20 protein-coding genes are annotated in these 20137 nt (G+C 36.9%); 12 read left to right on the top strand and 8 right to left on the bottom strand.

The genetic code is table 11. The features are described 5' to 3' along the window. Positions 1-17: 17 nt before the first annotated feature. The 5 genes from ACXAG7_RS02890 to ACXAG7_RS02910 form a co-directional block, all read right to left on the bottom strand. Positions 18-875 (bottom strand): hypothetical protein, encoded by an 858-nt coding sequence (locus tag ACXAG7_RS02890; RefSeq protein WP_476665899.1) that lies wholly within the window; start codon positions 873-875, stop codon positions 18-20. A gap of 127 nt (positions 876-1002) precedes the next feature. Next, positions 1003-1899, bottom strand: coding sequence for a hypothetical protein (locus ACXAG7_RS02895; protein ID WP_476665900.1), 897 nt, complete (start codon positions 1897-1899; stop codon positions 1003-1005). Between the two features lie 1247 nt (positions 1900-3146). Next, positions 3147-3989, bottom strand: a complete 843-nt coding sequence (locus tag ACXAG7_RS02900) for an FRG domain-containing protein (protein WP_476665901.1) — start codon at positions 3987-3989, stop codon at positions 3147-3149. Between the two features lie 704 nt (positions 3990-4693). Further along, the gene (locus ACXAG7_RS02905; RefSeq protein WP_476665902.1) at positions 4694-4990 is read right to left on the bottom strand and encodes a hypothetical protein; all 297 of its coding nucleotides are present in this window, start codon (positions 4988-4990) and stop codon (positions 4694-4696) included. Between the two features lie 525 nt (positions 4991-5515). Then, a complete protein-coding gene (locus ACXAG7_RS02910) occupies positions 5516-5815 on the bottom strand; it encodes a hypothetical protein (RefSeq protein ID WP_476665903.1) in 300 nt (99 codons plus the stop codon). Positions 5816-5972: 157 nt separating this feature from the next. Between ACXAG7_RS02910 and ACXAG7_RS02915 the strand changes: the two genes are divergently transcribed. The 5 genes from ACXAG7_RS02915 (at position 5973) to ACXAG7_RS02935 (ending at position 11369) form a co-directional block, all read left to right on the top strand. Beyond that, positions 5973-7700, top strand: coding sequence for a tetratricopeptide repeat protein (locus ACXAG7_RS02915; protein WP_476665904.1), 1728 nt, complete (start codon positions 5973-5975; stop codon positions 7698-7700). Between the two features lie 99 nt (positions 7701-7799). Continuing rightward, positions 7800-8369: a GrpB family protein gene (locus ACXAG7_RS02920; RefSeq protein WP_476665905.1), complete on the top strand. Its 570-nt coding sequence runs from the start codon at positions 7800-7802 to the stop codon at positions 8367-8369. A gap of 12 nt (positions 8370-8381) precedes the next feature. After that, entirely contained in the window at positions 8382-9911 is a 1530-nt protein-coding gene (locus ACXAG7_RS02925) for a hypothetical protein (protein WP_476665906.1), read from the top strand. After that, complete coding sequence (locus ACXAG7_RS02930) at positions 9912-10424, top strand: hypothetical protein (RefSeq protein WP_476665907.1); 513 nt, start codon at positions 9912-9914, stop codon at positions 10422-10424. 6 nt (positions 10425-10430) lie between these two features. Continuing rightward, positions 10431-11369, top strand: coding sequence for a hypothetical protein (locus tag ACXAG7_RS02935; RefSeq protein WP_476665908.1), 939 nt, complete (start codon positions 10431-10433; stop codon positions 11367-11369). Between the two features lie 55 nt (positions 11370-11424). On the opposite strand, the gene ACXAG7_RS02940 is transcribed toward ACXAG7_RS02935, so the two are convergent. Next, on the bottom strand, positions 11425-12600 hold the full coding sequence (locus ACXAG7_RS02940; RefSeq protein WP_408044046.1) for a GlmU family protein: 1176 nt from the start codon (positions 12598-12600) through the stop codon (positions 11425-11427). A 98-nt stretch (positions 12601-12698) separates the two neighbouring features. On the opposite strand from ACXAG7_RS02940, the gene ACXAG7_RS02945 reads away from it, so the two are divergent. From ACXAG7_RS02945 to ACXAG7_RS02970, 6 genes are all read left to right on the top strand, one after another. Next, positions 12699-13088: a 6-phosphogluconate dehydrogenase gene (locus ACXAG7_RS02945; RefSeq protein WP_408044047.1), complete on the top strand. Its 390-nt coding sequence runs from the start codon at positions 12699-12701 to the stop codon at positions 13086-13088. Then, positions 13075-13623, top strand: coding sequence for an acyl-CoA thioesterase (locus ACXAG7_RS02950; RefSeq protein ID WP_408044048.1), 549 nt, complete (start codon positions 13075-13077; stop codon positions 13621-13623). The genes ACXAG7_RS02945 and ACXAG7_RS02950 overlap by 14 nt, the downstream gene beginning before the upstream one ends. A 37-nt stretch (positions 13624-13660) precedes the next feature. Continuing rightward, entirely contained in the window at positions 13661-14479 is an 819-nt protein-coding gene (locus tag ACXAG7_RS02955) for an ion transporter (protein ID WP_408044049.1), read from the top strand. Further along, a complete protein-coding gene (miaA, locus tag ACXAG7_RS02960) occupies positions 14479-15393 on the top strand; it encodes a tRNA (adenosine(37)-N6)-dimethylallyltransferase MiaA (RefSeq protein ID WP_476665909.1) in 915 nt (304 codons plus the stop codon). Before ACXAG7_RS02955 ends, miaA begins: the two co-directional genes overlap by 1 nt. Positions 15394-15459: 66 nt before the next feature. Continuing rightward, a complete protein-coding gene (locus ACXAG7_RS02965) occupies positions 15460-15963 on the top strand; it encodes an OmpH/Skp family outer membrane protein (protein ID WP_408044051.1) in 504 nt (167 codons plus the stop codon). Between the two features lie 4 nt (positions 15964-15967). Then, the gene (locus tag ACXAG7_RS02970) at positions 15968-16789 is read left to right on the top strand and encodes a DUF1853 family protein (RefSeq protein ID WP_476665910.1); all 822 of its coding nucleotides are present in this window, start codon (positions 15968-15970) and stop codon (positions 16787-16789) included. Here ACXAG7_RS02970 and ACXAG7_RS02975 read toward each other — a convergent pair. Beyond that, entirely contained in the window at positions 16764-17687 is a 924-nt protein-coding gene (locus tag ACXAG7_RS02975; RefSeq protein ID WP_476665911.1) for an EamA family transporter, read from the bottom strand. The two genes, ACXAG7_RS02970 and ACXAG7_RS02975, sit on opposite strands and share 26 nt — an antisense overlap. A 90-nt stretch (positions 17688-17777) precedes the next feature. Further along, positions 17778-18245, bottom strand: a complete 468-nt coding sequence (gene yiaA / locus ACXAG7_RS02980) for an inner membrane protein YiaA (RefSeq protein WP_476665912.1) — start codon at positions 18243-18245, stop codon at positions 17778-17780. A 155-nt stretch (positions 18246-18400) separates the two neighbouring features. On the opposite strand from yiaA, the gene ACXAG7_RS02985 reads away from it, so the two are divergent. Next, a complete protein-coding gene (locus ACXAG7_RS02985) occupies positions 18401-19909 on the top strand; it encodes a hypothetical protein (protein WP_476665913.1) in 1509 nt (502 codons plus the stop codon). The last annotated feature ends 228 nt before the right edge of the window (positions 19910-20137 follow it).

Genomic DNA, 20137 nt, shown 5'->3' on the forward strand with positions numbered 1-20137 from the left:
GGTTTAGCACTTATTAGCTATGTTTTATACACGTTGTTACCCACTGGCTTTTGCCAGTTTATTTCATCTTTTTCTTCGTTGTAGCCAACACTTTCATTTATTAATTTCTCAACAAATGTTTTGTCTTTAGTCTTTTTAAAAACTGATTTTCGAGCTGCTACAAATTCCAATTTTTTGTCAACAACTTCTGGCCATAGAACAATATTTACACCTTTATACTCCGACTTTACACTCGCATACATAATTCCATCAACTTCTGGTATTTGCTCTTTAATATACATAGCAAATGCGCAAGAGATTTTATAATTAGAATTGTGTTTTTCGATATCAAGAGTAAATTCATTTGCTAAAAATTCATTAAGAATTTTCAAGTCTTCAAATTCTGGACTTTCTTCGAAGCGATTAAAATCAGCCTTCATCATATCAAAGTCTTCGTTATGACCAATAATTTGTTCGCTAGGTAGTATCATTGCTAATGTCAAATTCTCATTCACATCCCAAGCACTAATAGTTAAAACTTCTTCTTCACTATCTTCGTTTCCACGAAATATAGATACAATCTCAGTGATTCCTGTATTTTGATTTTCGTTATCGTTGCAATAGAACAATCCTTGTCCAGATTCGTTTGCACGTCCAAGTTCATTTATATTTAGTATATCAGTTCTGTATGATAACTCTTGAGAACTCTCAAAAAGTTTGTCTCTATTTTCATCATTATGACTTCTATATCTAATTAATTTAAATGGTTTTAGTTCAGTAAAGGCAATAGGAATCCGCTGATTCTTAAGAATATTTTTGATGTGCGGATAGCTTGAAACGGAATTACTCGCTTTTAATTTTGATAGTTTTTCTATAATTTCTTTTGCGGCACTCATTTTCTTTAATTGGAGGTAACGGTCTCGGCTATGAGTAGTTGCGGATTTCTACTCATAAACTTTTCGGGTTTAAACAGACCTTTGTTTTATGTTTATACTTTCGTTTTATCACTTAAACCGCTATTACTTATACACTATGTTGGCTGTAGTATTTTTCTAATGAATCTAGTTTTTCAAAAAGATAATCAATCCTTTGTTCAATCTCTTTTCTCTCATCTTTAGGGAGTTTTTCTTGATTCATTAAGTCCATCAAATGGTCAATCTCAGCTTTTATTTTATTACGCTCAAAAAATGTTTTCTCTTTGAGAATTTCATAATGTTTTAATCTCCTTCTTCTTACTCTCCAAAAATACATAAGTAAAGAAGTCAGAATTAAATACCCACTAATTAAATATATTAGATTTGTTGGTGAACGTAATAGACTGTCAATAAATGATTCCTTTTTTAATTGGGATTTTTGAAGGCTTGAAATTTCCTGTTCATATTTCTGACTGTAACTCAGAAGCATTTTTTTTCCTTCCGACTTATTAGTTTCATTGAATAAAGAAATTATTTTGATTGTCTCTTCTGGAAACCTACTTTCAGAAAACTTATAATTTAATGTATCTGTTTTAAAATCTTTATATAAAGAAGAAATGATTTTTGAATATTCTAGTTTTTTGTCAAAACTTAAGTGTTTACTATTTTGTATATTATATTCCGCCTGAGTAATTAAGTTATATACAGAAGGACGAGTATATAATTTTTCTTCTCTAGTCCTATTGTTAACTAATCGACTAAAACTTTCTAAATCTATACTATCCTTATTAACTATATGCTCTTCGATGATGGAAACTAAGTTCTCTTTAACTTTTTCAAGCCTTTCACTCTCTGCTTGAACTGCTTCTTGCCTATTTATTTCAACTGTATACCAAGTAGCTCCTACAGTTACTGCAATACCAATTAAAATCGAGATTACAGTTGGTTTCCAATCTGTTTTTCCTTTTCTTTTCGGTTCGTGTTCAATTATTTTTTCTTCTGTCATATAGTTTTGATAGTATTACAGCCAACTTGTTTATATACGCATAAAATACGTCGTTATACACCTTACAGTAATTTGTAATCGATGTATTTGTATATCATTATATTTGATTAGTTCGTAAATATAAAGATGTAAGAGTTATGAGAATTACGGAAAGCCGTAATCGAAGCAATCAAATTAATTAAGGAAGCTCAAAAAAGGAGAGGAAACTATCGACGTTTCCAAACTTGTAGGAAGAAAGTAAGTTGAGTTTGGCTGACCTAAAAGAACAAGCTACCAGAAATTGCAATTTTTTCTGAAAAACAAAACTCTTTTGCTTTATGAATAAGACCTACGTAATCCTACACTTATTTTAATACTTGCTTACTTAAATTTTGGACATAAAAAAACACCTTAGTCAAGGTGTTTATAGTAAATAACCTTTAACGTCTCTCTTTAAACTCTGTTACGGATTAGTCAAGCTAAAAGTAAATAAATTATTACTTTTTAGAAAGTCTATAAGGGCTTGCTAAAGTAAGCGATTAACTAGCTATACAGCTTATGCCTTATTAGCAACAGATTATTCCTGTTCTTTTACTGAATTCCAGATAGTATGTATTAAATAATACAACGAAAAAACTATAATACATATCGTTAAAATATACGTTCCTTTTCATATATATGAAACTTAGAAAAACTCTTATATAATTTTCTCAACCATAGATATTCAAAAAAATAAGGTGCTAAGGTTAAAATCACTGTCAAAGGAATAGTAATTATTGCTCCAATGCACCCAACAAATGATGCTTCTTTATGATTTAATTTAAGGATTTCTTCGTATCAAGATATAGGCAACAAAGCTCTAGTAAAATCATCTGTAAATTTAGGTTTTAGCAATTGTATTGTCAATTAAGTAATAAAGCAAAATAACAACAATCATAAAGATTCCAAGTTTGTTATTCTCTTTTGAAATATCTTTCAATTTGTCTATGATAGTAGACAGATAAAACGAAATATCCTCGTCATTGTTTGACTCTATAAATTCCTTAATTTCAATACCTTTCATAAGACCTATTAATTACACCTCGTATAAGAAACGTAGGTACGGTAAGCTATAACTCTAGGTTTATAACAAAGCCAAATATAATGTTTTGTGTTTATCTTTAATATTGAAACACCAAATTTTATATTTGGTAACACAGCGGATAAGCCCCAAATTTTTGAACAAACCAAACCGCTCTATTTTTTTTTAAAGTGTTGGCAATAGTTATTTATTCGAAATTTTGCACCGCTCTACTTATTCCTTCTAGGTCAGGAAATACTAAACTGTCTTTAATTCCTAATATTTTTAGTTCATTTTGTAGAGTCTTTATCTCTTTATGGTTTATTACAATTTTCCTTAAACAATTTTGTCCAATCATCAAATCAACTAAGTTATTATCTTCTCCATCATGAATTGTAAAACAAGAAGCTTGATTTCTCATTCTATCATCTAAATAATATGGGTATATGCATAATGGCTGTTTATTATCTTCAACGTTAACATGTCTGTCAGGTTTATCTTGATGTAAATATAACCTTAGAAATTCAACAAGTCTAAATCTTTTATCTGAATCAAACAGATCAACTTTTTTATCTGTTTCCGGAAAAGGTATAATAGATGATTCTAATTTTCCTTTACTCCAATTTTTCAATACTTCTTTATTCCACCTATAAGGGTTGCAAACCCAGACTACTTTATCATCATTTTTAAACGTATTAGAATTTATTGCAAAGTACAATGAAATTAATGCGCTTTCTGTCCAGTCTAGGAGTCTTGTAGGCATACCATAATGTTGCATCATGAAATATAAATTCCAATCATTAACTTCAATTAGCTTATTCTTTAATTTGGCTACTGCCTCACGTTTAAATCCTGCGCGATACAGATTTTCAAGACTTTTGGCAGAATCATAGTCTTGTTCTCTTAATATTTTTGGAATGAGAGGTGTATTAATATTAGAACTCGGTTCACCTCTGAACCATATTCTAGGAATATCTTCTTTATCTGATATTTCTGAAATTATTTTTTTTATCGATTCTATGAACTCAGAAATATTATTGACTTTATGCATAGAGAATATCTATTTTTTTAAGGATATTGTTGGCAACTTGTTTATATACGCATAAAATACGTCGTTATACAGCTTAAATTAGTTTGTAATCGATGTATTTGTATATCATTATATTTGATTAGTTCGTAAATATAAAGATGTAAGAGTTATGAGAATTACGGAAAGCCGTAATCGAAGCGATCAAATTAATAATTGCTATTTTTTTAAAAAACAAAACTCTTTTGCTTTATGAATAAGACCTACGTAATCCTACACTTATTTTAATACTTGCTTACTTAAATTTTGGACATAAAAAAACACCTTAACTAAGGTGCTTTGTGGTAAGTATGTGTTTTATTTTAAGGCTTAGGATAACAAACGTAGCCTACCGATTGGCGGCTATGCTTTCATATACAGTGTTATCAGTTTTTTATTTCATTAAAGGTTTGGTAAAATTCATCTTCACTAATCAAGTGCTTAATCACTTCTTCTCTGCTATTTCTTGAACAGTCATCGATCAAAATCATATCCGAAACCCAAAAGTACTTACCGTTAAAGCATTCTCCCGTTTTCTTATTTTTTTATATTAAGCTATTGATATTCCCATATGTGAAGAATGTCGCAACGTATTACCTGTTATTATTCAAAGTAATTATTACATCCGTATTATCATCTTCATAATTCCATTCTCCTTCCGCCCAATTCTCAGCCGCTAGTATATTTATTTAATGCCAGTCATATCCACAAAATCTACATTGCTTGGCTTTTGGGGTTCTTGTTATTCTCTCACACTTTGGACAATTGTTATACTCAATAGAATTCGAATCGTCTATACGTTCAGCCACTTTCCTTTCAAATTCATCAATCCCATTTTCTAACAGTTTAAGAATAGTGTCATCGTCAGTCATCCAGCCTTTTTGAAGAGATATCTTTATTCTAATCTCTTTTTGTTTTGGAGAGCAATCACCCATTTTGTAAACAGTTGCCCAATGTCGCCAAGCAATTTTTTCTTCTTTAGTCATTAAAGAAGAATGATAGTTCAATATGTATTTTATTTTGTCCTGGTTCATCCTAATCATTGATAACCGTTTGTGTATGAAACATAGCGTACAAAAAGACACTTACATTCCGGATTAACACAGTGCCGAATTTTATATGTTGTTTTTAATTTTCCCTATTTAAAAGCCAAATTAAAAATTTGGCGAATTTTCGAAAAATACACAAATCTTTCGGTTTTGCAATTATTGGCTATGTTTTATACATGTTGTTGTGTGTTGAACTCTCATTCCCTGAATCATTTTTTGAACTGCTCATAAGACCTACCCTTATTTTCCGCTACAAAATCAAAATAGTGTCGGTCAGTCAAAATTTCTTTTTCTCCGATAACTTGAAAATCATCATCACTTATTGGTAAGTGAATTGGGTATAAGAGAAATAAAACGTGTTAGATATATATACATACATACTCAGGAATAGCACTTTTATTTCACTAGTAAAAAACAAAACACCTTTAAAAAACTAACAAAAAAACTTAAAATAACACTAATTTACTCCTCTTCGGACTCAGTAGTAATTGACACCTGTGGTTGAAAGTCTGCCGGTATGATCATCGGGTCAAAAAAGGGAATAGACTTCGATAGCAAAAAACCACTCGCAGGGCGGGTCAAAGAATCGTAATCACTATTGCTTAACAGGGAACGTTCCGCCTTGCTCAAGGCTGGATTTTTGGTCAACGGTTTCTTGGGTGAGCTGCCATTTATTGTCCTTACAACACATTCCAAAACAAATACTAACACGATTATACTTGCAGTTATTAGTACTGCTAATCGGCTTCTCGGTGTATCCATACTTCTATTGCTTTCTTCAAAAATAGCCTCCTACACAGCTCCAGTAAAAAAACCCTTGTCTACAAATGGTCTACACAGCCAAAACACGCTGAAAAACAGTTCTAAATCTCACCATAGTAGCAAGCACCAATTTAACATAAGGTCGTATATTGCCCCCATGAAATACCCTTCCTTTATCATTTTACTCCTTACTTCTCTCACACTTTGGGCACAGCAAGCACCCATAAATCCCACCCCTTGGCGCATTCCTGCAACAACCTCTGTACCCACTGACAGCTTACCTAAAATTCAACAGTACATACAGCAACTCACAGACAGTTCCAAAGCTGCCTATGTGAACTCGCAAAACACACGCTCTTTAAAACTCGCCTTGAATGCCTTGCAAACTGCTAAACAATACGGTATCAAAGAACACAGAGCCATGCTTAATTTTAGGGTAGGCTATTTACTAGAAAAAATAGAAGCATACGAAGAAGCTGTGATTTTTAGAGCTACTCAAGCCGCTTGGAACCTTAAAAATAACAATCCATTACATGCCTATCACTGTTATTCAGACATTGGAAAACTGTATTACCAACTCAAAAAATTCAGTACCTCACAACAGTACTATCTGATTGCCTTAAAGCTATCCTCGAAACTCGATGATACTGACCTAAAAGGTCATGCTCTCAACAATGTAGGACTTACCTATTTGCGTTCGGACAGCATTACTAAGGCCATTCCTTACTTTAAGGAGGCGCTTCAAGCATTTAAATTAAAAAAGCAATACAAAAATTTCAATGCGCTTATGATCGGTGTCTGTCAGGGGAACCTCGCAGAATGCTACCTACACGATTATACAACAGCCAAACAACTACTCGATTCGTATTTGACAATCGCGCAGCAGCAGCAAGCTTCTGAAAATGTTGCCGAAGCCTATGTTAAACGCGGGACGCTCGCTATGGAACATCACTTGTGGCAACCCGCATTTTCGGACTTACTAAAAGCCTCAGCATTACTCAAATCAAGTGCCCACCCCAAACTGTATTTACGGTGCTTAAAGAGCATGACCAACACTCTAAGTCATCTCAACCAACCCAAAATGATGCAGCAATACCTATCAGCCTACCTACAATTAAACGATTCGTTATACGGTGCGAGTAGGATACAGCAAATAACTGCCTCTAAAGCACTACTGCAACTCGATAAAATTCAATATGAGCTGGACTTGCACCGCATGTCATTAACTGCTAAGAAAAAAGAAATTCACTATTTAAAACAGACAAAAAAAGATCAAAAAGTAAAGTGGTTCCTAAGCTTAGGACTCCTAATTACCTCCGTTGTAGTAGCGATATTGGGTTATATTAAAATGCGCCAAAATCAACGGAAAGACGCTGCCATTCAAGAAATGAAAAAGCAATTGATAAAAGCGGAACTCAAAAATAAACAGCTCGAAAACCTAGAACTCAAAAAAAACCTGAAAACCAAGCATACGGAACTCACTAATTTCGCCATTGAAATTTCAGAAAATTACCACCTCTTAAAAAAACTGAATACCGAATTAAAATCGCTTAAAGAATCGGGAAAATCAGAGAGTCCTGAATACCAATCACTAGTACAACTGCTGGATGGCCAACTCGGTTTAGACAATCAACTCAAAGACTTTCAACGCAAAGCCAACCTATTGCACAAAGAATACAACAATACACTTTTGAGCATTCATCCCAGCTTGACAAAAAATGACTTGTACTTGTGTAGTTTGATACGACTGCATTTAACGAATAAAGATATGGCCATTTTAAGAAACGTTACAGAAAAAGCGGTGCGCATGAGTAAATATCGTCTAAAGCAAAAACTACAACTCGACAAAAGTGCCGATTTACACGCGTATCTGAACAACTTGTAAACTTATGCTTCCACCTACGGCTATTTAGGCCTATATTTGTACTAAAATGCTAGTTCAATTGCCAATGCAAGAGACGAAGTTTCTATCAATATTACAAGGATGCAAAAAACTTTAAACGATTTGAATAAAGACGATTGGAATCGCCTATTCCCCGTTGCATTAGAAAAACACAATCCCCATTGGAAACATCTGTTTGAACGCGAAAAAGCACTGATTCTGAAGCAGCTCTCTCCAAACCAGATCGTACGAATTGAGCACTTCGGTAGTACCGCTATTCCAACAATTATGGCCAAGCCATATATTGATCTCTTAATTGAAATCCCTGAAAACCTCTTGTTTCACCCCACGCTGATACGTGAATTTGAAACACTCGGCTACACCCATTTCAAAGTGCCCGAACGCGATCAAATAGCCGCATATTCTTCTTTTGGAAAAGGGTATTTTCCCGATGGACGTCCAGCGCAAAAATTCCACATTCACCTGTGTCCAAAAGATAATTTCATGTGGCAGCAACTTCAATTCAGAGATTACCTCCTGCAACATCCCGAAAGAGCGAAAGCTTATGAAACGCTAAAGCTAAACTTAGCAAAAAAGCACAAAAATGATCGAGGAGCCTACGTATTGGGAAAAACCAATTTTGTTATGGAAACTATTGCCCTTTGCCACTAAAAATTTAATGCTATGAAAAAACTTATACAACTCTTATCCTTCCTTGTTTTCGGGTACGCCTCTGCTCAAATAACATTTGCACCACTGTTGGAAGCTCAATTGATCAATGAAAAAGATAAAATTCAACTCCACCAAATCTTGCAGCAGTTTGAAAAAACTACTCCTGCCACTATGGTATTAGCTTTACAACAGTTACACCAAAAAAAATTAACCGGTTTCACCGATAGTAGTGACACCAATATCAATTATTCTACATTTCCATACACTACAGAAGACAAAAAACAACTGTTGTTGTGGAACCAGCAACTGTGGAAATCGAAAGTACTAGACACAGCGATGTACAACGAGCAATTAACAAAAATCAATAACGATCGCTATCGACACTACCTAGAATATTTCCAGCACTTATTAAATACCTTGGGGTATCGCGAATTAATATCCAAACCAAGACTGAAACAATTTGCACTTCAACTCAAAAACCTCAAGCTTTTAACGCCTTCAAAACACGCAGATTTCCTTCGTTCTATTCACACTGTGAAATCTCCCTTAGATCTTCTAAAATTCTGTTCGAACGCTGCCGTTTTCGACTTGGCGACCTACCCTAAACATCTGACGGGCTACTTAGAAAAAATACATCACAAAACAGCTGCGCTACTCCCTTCACTAGCTTTTGAAAATTTTGACTATCAAATAAAGCCGCATGAAGTGATAGATGACGGTCAGGAAGTTTATTGTTCGCTAACCATTGACGGAACCCCCTATCATCAAAAGAGTTTTTACCTCAGTCATCGCGAACTCGACAACTCCTATGAGTACTTTGGAAAAGTAGATCACCTAACCTACCTCGCTATTTTCAATAAAGCCCTCCGTGATCAAGGTTCAGCAGTTCGCCTGTTTTCTGTTAGCAGTTTAAGTGAAACCGACCTAAACACCATTGATCACAGATACTACGGCGTTATAGCCCTCAACAAAAAACAGTATGAACAACTGAACAATTTTATGTACGGTCAGTTTTGGTTGTTGTCGCATTCAATTGGTTTTGATAATCAATTCAACACCAAGGTGCTTCAAGAGTTTCAAGAGAAATTGCTGCGCTTGAATTTACTGTCAGCAACATCGGCTAAAGCTCTAAAGCAACAAACGCAATGCAACCCCCTTAATAGCGTGTATGACCTATTTACATATACTCCTGAGCTCACCTGTCCTACTGAATATTATTTCGGAGATTACGACAGTCCTTTAAAAGCCTTTATCACAGCCTTAAAAAAAATCAGCCGAGGAGCTTTTACCCCTGAGAAAATTCAACTTATTGCACAGCCCAATCCGCGCGAACAACTCATTGTATTTCAGTGGAACAACGAGCATCACAGCATTAAACTAACTTCTGATAAACCGGACCTACTCCCACAAATTAATACTATTTTACAGCGAACAGGCAGCCGCGGTAAATTTTACCAGATTGGCAACTTCGATCAACAGTGGTTATTATTTTTAACGGATATACAATACCAAGAACTTCAACAAGATTTAAACTTACACTAAATGCTAGACTTTATTTCACCGATCCTTTTACTCATATGCGGCTTAGCTATTTTTTACGGAATTTTGCTCGGATTAAAAAAGATTGTCTCCCATTTAACGAGACCCCAACTCGTTGTATTACTCCTAGTATGGATCAGTATTGGCTTCTATTTCAACTTGGACTACAACACGCAATTTGGTTGTATGTTGACTACACAATACACTTGGGCTATCCCTAACATTGTATACAGTTCATTGGCCGCAGTTTTAATTTTCTGTTCTTATGCCGTACAAAATCGAAGGTATCAATTGTACCTACTCAATATAGAGTTGTGCATTTGGCTGTATAAACTACTCTTTATCAAAGGAGGTTATTATATTGGGATTGGTGGAGCACCCGACGAAAGCATTTTATTCTACGATGTTATCTCCTTAAATTTGCGCTTACTATTTCGAAGCAAAACCCAAGAAAAGCCTATATCCATCCGTTATCTAATACTTATAAACTTCCTAGTATTCAAACTACTTAAATAGTTAATCATGAAAAAATTACTGGTTTACCTTCTGTTATTTACTACCTACCATCTGTCCGCTCAAAATACCCTTTCTGAGGATATTATTAGCCATAATAAAGAACTCCCTAAACAATGCAGGACTTGTACTAAAAGGCGTATCCGAATTTCCCAGCCAGCAAAAAAAATGATTGCGCAAGATCTCGCATTCATCAAACAAACGCTCAATAAATTACCCGAATTAAACCCATCTCTTAGTTTGTATGCCGAGTACCTTCCTGAGCTGCAAACTCGTCAGGCTCCTCAGTATTCCGCTATTAATCTGAATGACGACCTTCGCTACATCACTGTTTACAAAAACATAAACTACCTTAACTTAACCTTTCGATTTTTGGTGTATAAAGACGCCGTATTGCACAGTCAATATCAAATGACAGTCTATGATGGTATTTTTGAAAATCACTTTGCCCAGGTCTTAGACTTCCCGTGGTCGTGTGCTGGCAATAATGTAGAATACACTCGAAAGTATCCTAAACAGCTCAGCCGTTATCTCCAAAAGTATCCCAAATTTCAATTTGATCTTAAAGAAGCTACTTTAAACGCGTATACTCCTAGCATCCTTACGGCTTTCGTCAATCTGATCTCGATTGAAAACCTCACTGCTACGTTTACAAGCGCTGACACACTGTCGTACGAATTTGACCAAGCGAATCTACTTTTAAAAGCAAAGCAGTATCCACTCTTTGAAAAACTCCTTTACGGACCCAATCCCATTGCGCGTATTTTTGCTTACCACGCGCTTACCAAGGCGCTAAAAGAAGGCTATACGGCCTCAGAAGATTTAAAAGTCAGACTGGCGAAAACAAAAAAAGAAGGCCTGCTATTTTACGATCGTTTTCAGCAATATGAAATCCGAGGCATTGCACAAGAGCAATTTGTCATTCACCGAACGCACAGGACTCATTAGCAAAAAAAACACCCTTTGAAAACTCAAAGGGTGTTTTTTTATATGGCATACTTACCTAGTAATTTCTGTGCTGTGCACTTAGTTCAAATACTTTTTCTAGAATGGCTTTCTCGCGTTCATCAAAATCAATATTACGGCGTTTCATTACCACTTCGGCCACTTCAAATACCTTGTTGGTTTTGTACTCGGTAAATCCTGAAGCTCCTCCCCAGCTAAACGACGGTACAAAGTTTCGAGGAAATCCACTTCCGAAAATATTTGCAGATACTCCTACAACTGTTCCGGTGTTAAACATGGTATTGATACCACATTTAGAATGGTCCCCCATAATCAATCCACAGAACTGTAATCCCGTTTTGGCAAAACGCCCCGTTTCATAACTCCACAAGCGCACTTCGGCATAGTTATTTTTTAAGTTCGAATTATTGGTATCGGCACCTAAATTACACCATTCTCCCAATACTGAATTTCCGAGAAATCCATCGTGTCCCTTGTTGGAATACCCGAATAAAACGGAGTTATTTACCTCTCCTCCAACTTTTGAATAAGGCCCGACGGTTGTTGCTCCGTATATTTTAGCTCCCATTTTTAGCACTGCGTTATCACATAAAGCCAAGGCTCCACGAACCACACAACCTTCCATAATTTCGGCATTTTTCCCGATGTATATCGGCCCCGTTGAAGCATTGAGAGTCGCAAAACTCAACTTAGCTCCTTCTTCTAAAAAGATATCTTCACGTTGAATACAATTCACTGTTTCTGGAATCGGTGCTGAGGTTCGCCCTTCGGTTAACAGTTCAAAGTCGGCACGAATGGCCTGATCATTTAAAGAAAATATGTCCCAAGTATTGCGTACCTGAATACAATCATCTTCAAACTCTAACTGTTCATATTCCTCAAAGTCCACCTCTTCTTGTGACGCTGAGGTATAAAATGCAATCACATCTTCCCCTTTAAAAATGGCTTGATTAGCTTGCAAATTACGGACCATTTCTACCAGTGATTTGGTTGGTAAAAATGACGCATTTAACATAATATTCTCCTCCATTTCTACCATGGGATACTTTTCTTCAAGGTACTCCTCGGTTATCGTGGTGGTTGTAAGACCTAAAAATTTCTCCCATTTTTCTCTAATGGTCAAAATCCCGATGCGGATATCCGCTACCGGACGAGTATATGTAAATGGTAATAAGGCTGTTCGCACATCCCCATCAAATAAAATGTAATTCATTGTTCTACTTTTTTGAAGCAACACAAACTTACCAATTTCCATTCATTTTACAAGTCAAAAATTTAACCTTACTTTTGTTGTTAAAATACGAAGAGCATATGAAGAAAATTTTAGCCCTAATTCTCATCGCGATAGCGCTAATAGCAGGCTTGTACTACGCCTTTATTTACTACGTTCCCTACAGTGAGGGCGTACGATCAGGAGAACTGATTAAGATTAGCTATAAAGGAGTTGCTATCAAAACTTGGGAAGGAGAAATTAGCCAGGGAATCTCCGGAGCCCAAATTTTTTCCTTTTCTGTTGAAGACCGCGAAGAACAGGTAATCGCCGACCTGCAAAAATACCAGGGACATTATGTAAAAGTTCATTACAAAGAGCGATATGGAACTTTTTTCTGGTTGGGAGACACTAAATATTTTATAACGAAAGTAGAAAAAGAAGCCTCTCCTCATTTTAGAGGATTACTCGATGACAATGAAAAACAATAAGTACATACCCATTAACAATACGCGTATCAGTATATCGGAACTCATGCTTCCATCACATGCGAATTTCAGTGGTAAAATTCACGGAGGTTACATATTAAACCTCATGGATCAGATTGCCTTTGCCTGTGCTTCCAAACACTCCGCTACCTACTGTGTTACAGCATCAGTAGACACCGTGGATTTTTTAAACCCCATAGAGGTCGGAGAATTGGTTACCATGAAAGCATCCGTTAATTACGTAGGAAGAACATCAATGGTTGTAGGAATTCGCGTAGAAGCCCAAAACATACAAACCGGCAAAGTAAAACACTGTAATTCATCGTATTTCACTATGGTAGCCAGAGATGAATCGGGTAAAGGCGTGGCCGTACCAGGCTTATTGCTGCAAACCCCAGTAGAAATGCGACGCTTTTTAAAAGCCGCCAAACGTTTGGAAATGAAAAAAACGCGTCAAGATGAATTTGATAGTGACGATTTTAATCCAACCGATTACCTACAGGAACTCACAAAGCACAACGTTAAGATCGCTTTGTAGTCCCCATACAATATTTTACACCCTAAAAGCCAAACCATTGACACCAAACCAACCTAGCTGGAAAGAGAAATTACACGAGATTATCTATGAGGCAGATACCCGATCGGGTAAACTGTTCGATATCGTATTGCTAATAGCCATTTTGGCTTCTGTGGTACTCGTGATGCTAGAAAGTGTTCCTGAAATTCAAAAAACGCATGGAGACCTCCTCAATATAGGAGAATGGATTTTGACAATTTTATTTAGTGTTGAGTACGGTATGCGCATCATCAGCATTAAAAAGCCGCTGCGGTATATTTTTAGCTTTTACGGTATTATCGATTTGCTGTCAACCGCACCAAAATACCTGTCGATATTCTTTGTGGGTACCCACAGTTTGGTTGCGTTAAGAGCCCTGCGACTACTCCGAATATTTAGAATACTCAAATTAGCTCGCTTCATTGGTGAATCGAATAACTTTATCAAAGCTCTCAATGCCAGCAAAGCCAAAATCTCTGTATTTTTGTACTTTGTACTTATACTCTGTATCATTATCGGAACCATCATGTACTTAATTGAAGGAGCGGATAACGGATTTACGAGTATACCGAGAAGTGTTTACTGGGCCATCGTTACCATGACTACGGTCGGCTATGGCGATATTGCTCCACAAACACCTTTAGGGCAGCTCATAGCTAGTATTGTTATGATACTAGGTTACGGAATTATTGCGGTACCTACCGGAATCGTGAGTTCTGAAATGACCAAGCTCAACGACGTACACTTAAACACCCAAGCTTGTCCGAACTGTTCGTATGAAGGACACGACGACGATGCTATTTTTTGTAATCACTGCGGTAGTAAACTACACGATTAATGACAAACACACTCATCACCATAGTTGGGGCAACAGCCATCGGGAAGACCTCATTGAGCATAGCGCTCGCACAACATTTTAACTGCGACATTCTCTCGTGTGATTCCAGACAGTTTTTTAAGGAAATGCGCATTGGTACGGCCGTACCAGAACCCGAAGAACTCGCTGCAGCGCCGCATCATTTTATACAAAACCTCAGCGTATTAGATGAGTATAGCGTAGGTCAGTTTGAGCGTGATGCCTTAGACAAGCTCGACGAGTTATTCGAAAAAAATCCGATTCAAATTATGGTTGGCGGAAGCGGTTTATACGTCGATGCCGTGCTCAAAGGACTGGATTACTTTCCGGATATTGAACCGGCAATTCGAGAAGCGTTGAACCAACGTTTGGAAAGCGACGGCTTGGAAAGCCTTCAACAACAACTACAAAGCTTAGACCCTGAAACTTACAACAATATTGCTATTGACAATCCACATCGTGTGATTCGAGCGCTCGAGGTGTGTATTGGCACTGGAAAAACCTACGCCTCCTTTAAAAACAAACCCAAGAGACCTCGTAACTTCAACAGCATTAAAATCGGACTAAACGCAGCCCGTGAAATTACCTATGAGCGCATTGAAAAACGCGTAGATATCATGATGAATAAAGGCTTGCTAAAAGAAGTTGAACAGCTCGTTCCACACAGGCAACTCAATGCATTACAAACCGTAGGATACCGTGAATTGTTTGACTACTTTGACGGTCGCTGCTCGCTGGAAACTGCCATTGCGGAGATCAAAAAAAATACGCGTCGCTTTGCCAAAAGGCAAGGCACCTGGTTTCGCAAAGATCCCGATACGCTCTGGTTTGATTTTTTAGAAGATCGCAACAATATTATTCATAAAATTGAAAGTATCCTCAAAGAAAACTCCTAAAATTTAACGAATTTTAAGGGCTTTAGCGTAGTGGCTTTTATATATTTGTGCAAAACATAATCTATAATGAAGTTAAAATTATTACTTATTGCTAGCTTATTTACCACGAGCTTGTTTTTTGCTCAATCAAAGGTAGGTACCATTGACACCGAATTGATTGTTGGTAAAATGCCGCAAATGAAAGATGTTTTAGTTCGTATTAATGCCTATGCAAAAGAACTGGATTCGAGCTATCAGATTAAAACAACTGCATACAAAGAGAAAATCGAGGCTTTTAAGAAAGTAGAAAAGACCTTAACAGAACAACAACGCAAAGAGAAGATTCAAGAGCTCGCTGCCTTAGAACAAGAAATGGGGAAATTCCGCCAAAATGGGACAACACTCATGAAATTAAGACGCGACGAATACATACGTCCGTTGTATAAAAAGCTCAACGAAGTAATTCAAGAAATTGCTAAAAGCGAAGGGTACACCCAAGTATTAACTACTAGTGGTAACGAATTTGCTTTTATTGATCCGAACTTCGATTTAACAAAGAAGGTAATGGCTAAATTGGGTATTCAGGAGTAAATCCATGGCTTTTAGCTATTTTCAAATACAACGACAATACAAAGGATTTTATGAGACACCTTTTCTGTGGCAAGGAAAAGGTGTTTTTGATTTAGCTCCTTATACTGCTGTCTATGAACCTTCTCCTGTACGCTTTAGCGATACTATTGACGCCAAGTTACGCCTGGGAAAGTTCGTTGAACGCTTTGTTTCTTTTGAACTCAACCAACGATCAGACACGCAGATTTTAGCAGAAAACCTTCAAATTCAACAAGAAAAAATCACCTTAGGAGAATTGGATTGCCTCCTGTTGCAAAACCACCTTCCCATTCACCTTGAAGTGGTGTATAAATTTTACTTATACGACCCTACGGTAGGTAGCCATGAACTAGAACACTGGATTGGTCCGAATCGCAAAGACTCACTGATTGAAAAGTTGAACAAATTAAAAAACAAACAGCTTCCACTACTCCATCACCCCGTATGCCAACAACAATTGCGAGCAGCAGCAATTGCCTATCCAAATTGGCAACAACAGGTGTACTTTAAAGCCCAGCTATTTATTCCTTTACAAGCACACAAAGCCCCCTCTTTTCATTTGTTAAATGCCGATTGTATACAGGGCTACTACGCAGGTATTTCAGAATTGGCAAACTGGAAAAAAAGCAAGTTCTACTTACCTGTCAAACACGATTGGCTACAACAACCGCATACCGATGTAGCATGGAACTCCTACGAACAATTTTATCACAGTTGCTCAGAACAATTAGCTGATTCCTACGCACCGCTATGGTGGGTAAAGCACCCCAATGGAGAATTGCTTAAACTTTTTGTGGTTTGGTGGTAACCTTTGTTTTGCTCACGCGCTTTCGCGAATTGATAAAATAAACGCCTGTTAACAATACCGCTGATGCAATCATCGATTGCTTGGACAAGCTCTCATCCAAAAAATACCAGCCTAATAGCATTGCAATCACCGGATTTACGTAGGCAGAAGTAGCTACCTTCTCTGTCGAAACTTCCTTTAGTAAATAGTTAAAAGAGGTAAACGCTACGATGCTTCCAAATACAATTAACAAGCCCATGGACCAACGCGTTTCTACTGTCCACAATTCCGGACCTGTCCACGGTTCTCCTATGATACCACTGACGATAAACAACAAGATTCCAGCTATCAGCATCTGATAGCCCGTACTTACGAAAAAGTTTTTCGGTAAGTTAGCCTTCGAAACGAAGACACTACCATAACTCCAACTCAACACACAGCTAAAAATCATGAATATTCCCAAAATACTATCCTCTGATGCAGTGATGGTATCTTGACTTACCAACAAATACATTCCCAGAATTCCCAATGCCACACCTATAATCGATCGGGGTTGCATGCGCTTACCGTCTATCAAACGCATTAGAAACAATACAAACAGAGGTTGGGTTGATGCCAAGAGCGCAGCAAAACCACTGTCAACGTATTTTAATGCCCAAACAAAGACCCCATTTCCATATACCAAAAACAAAAATCCGGCTATGGTTGAATTGGTTAGTTGATGTCGGCTTATGCGTAGCTTTTTACCCAATAATTTGGCGATGAGCATAATCAATACTCCCGCAGTAGTAAAGCGGATGGCTGCCAAAAACATAGGAGCGATTTCCCCTACCGCTATTTTGTTTAACAAGTACGTAGAACCCCAAATAACATAAATAGAAAAAAAGGCCAATACGATGAGAATTACTGATTTTTTCATTACTTGATTTTTAAGTCTTAAATGTATCAATAAACTTTCAGTAAAGACCTTTTAATCTCAATTATTACTGTCTGCCAAAATCGGCGGTTACTACTCTTGAGGTACGACCGCTTCACGTTCATTGATATACGCCATATCACGTGTATTTTTCTGAACAGAGATTGCGGCAAAAACACTTAAGGTAAACGACATTCCATAAAATCCCTTTTCACTCAGTAACAAATCGGCATTCCAAAGTCCAACTACCAAAAGCACTATAGCGGTAATCGTGGTAAACCACGATATTCCGTAATACAATTCCGTTACTTGAATACCCTCGAGCTTATCGCGAACTGCCTTTTGAACTGAGATAACAGAAAACAACCCAAATAGCAATACCGTAAAGTAATACCCTTTTTCATTCAACTCCATGTCGGCGTTCCACAACCCTATACAATAGGCGGTCACACCGATAATCAACACCGCCCAAGAGGCTCCTATATACGCAGGTGTAGGACGCTGATCATACACCTTTACCTTTGCTTGTTTTCTTTTTGAAATTACATCTTTCAATTCCATCTGTTTCATTTTTAAAATTAATTACGGGTCAAAGATGCGGTCCTCATATAAGAGTTTCAAATCAGTTTTTATAAAAAACTCATGATTAAATAAACACAAATTAACGAATTAAACCATCTAAATTAGTATTTTTAAACCTAAAAACTCATGATTTAATGAATGGAATTTCACCTATAATTCAAGCATTTTCGGAACGAGAATACCTGGAATTTGAAGCATTTTTAACTCATAAAAACCGTCGAGGGGACGTAAAGAACACAGCCTTAGTCCGTTTGCTACGCGCAGGAAAAGCAGACACTGCTTTTCTTTGTGAACAACTATATGCAAAGCCTAACAAACAAGCCTTGTACAGTTTGAGAAATCGGGTTTTTGAAGTGCTGATCGATTTTATCGCGTCTAGTAAAATGCAAGGAGAAAACTCCATCGATATCTCACTAGCGAAATACATACTTACAGCTCGTGATTTTCTCTATCAAAAGAACTACAAGCTAGCTTACAAGCTGCTCATCAAAACAGAAAAAATTGCCTTGGCTCATGATTTGTATACCCTACTTACCGAGGTATACCATACACTTATTCAGTACGCTCATCATTTTGAACAGGTAGATTTAAAGGTCCTCATTGAACGATTTCGGAAAAACCAACAGTTACAATACACCGCAGAGGAATTCAACATCATCTATGCAAAAATCAGAAATGCCTTACAGGAACAGCAGCAACAAGGGACTTCGGTGAGCTTTTCAGAGTTGCTTAGTAGGATAAGCTCGGAACACGCTGTGAGCATCAACGACATCCTTTCGTATAAGTCGCTCTATCAAATGATTACCCTGACCAATTTATCGGCATACTTGAGTAAGGATTATTTAAAAATAGAATCGTTTATCATTGCGCAACACCAAGTATTAAAAGCCAAGAAAGATCAGGAAAAACAATTGTTTTACCATATCAGAGTGTTGTTTTTAATTGCCAACACGCTGTTTCGCAACAAGAAATTCGAATCCTCTTTATCGTATTTACAACAGATGAAGCAAGCCATGGTTTCACAACAAAAAAAGTATTACACAACTTTTTTACCTGAATACACACTCCTACTAGCGCTTAATACAAACTATTTAGGCAATCAACAAGAAGCCATTCGCATCTTGGAAGCACGCAGAGCTACAAAAAACATTCAGGTCAAAATTCAATTGGAAAGTGATTTAACCCTGATTATGTGTTACTTTCAAAATCAAAACTATACGGCGGCCTACAAGGCGTATACAAAACTTCAGCACTCCGATTTGTGGTACGAACAACAAGCGGGCATAGAAATCACCATCAAAAAAAATCTCATCGCACTCCTACTACACAAAGAACTCAATCACTTTGATCTCTTCGAATCGAGGTTGCTGAGTTTTCGCAGAAAGTACCGTACATTTTTACTAACGCATGGAGAAGAGCGCGTATTGCGCTATCTGGAGATCGTTGAACGCTTCCATAATGATCCGCAATGGATTCGTTCGGAAGACTGTTTTCAAATGGTCGAAAGTTCTTTTGACTTTATTGGCGCTTTACAAGAAGACATTTTCGCCATGAGTTTTTACGCTTGGCTCAAAAGTAAAATGCGTTCTAAAGACCTATTTGCAACGACTCTTGAACTTATCAAAACTGCACGAATGGATTAGTTTAAAAGTGAGTTGCAGTACAAAATCTCAATTTAATTTCAATTTGTTGCTGTTCTCAAAAAACTAGCTAACGCTACATCGCTGCCTTTTTTTCATGGTCACGGTTTAACCAATTTATGATGACTCCACTCTGTTATGTTTTAAAATCATGCAAATTGGAAAAAAATACATCATTATACATCCCATCAACAAAACACTTGAGACTACAGGTGCTTTAGAGCAAATCAC

This window comes from Tenacibaculum sp. AWR4_210, from assembly GCF_056160945.1.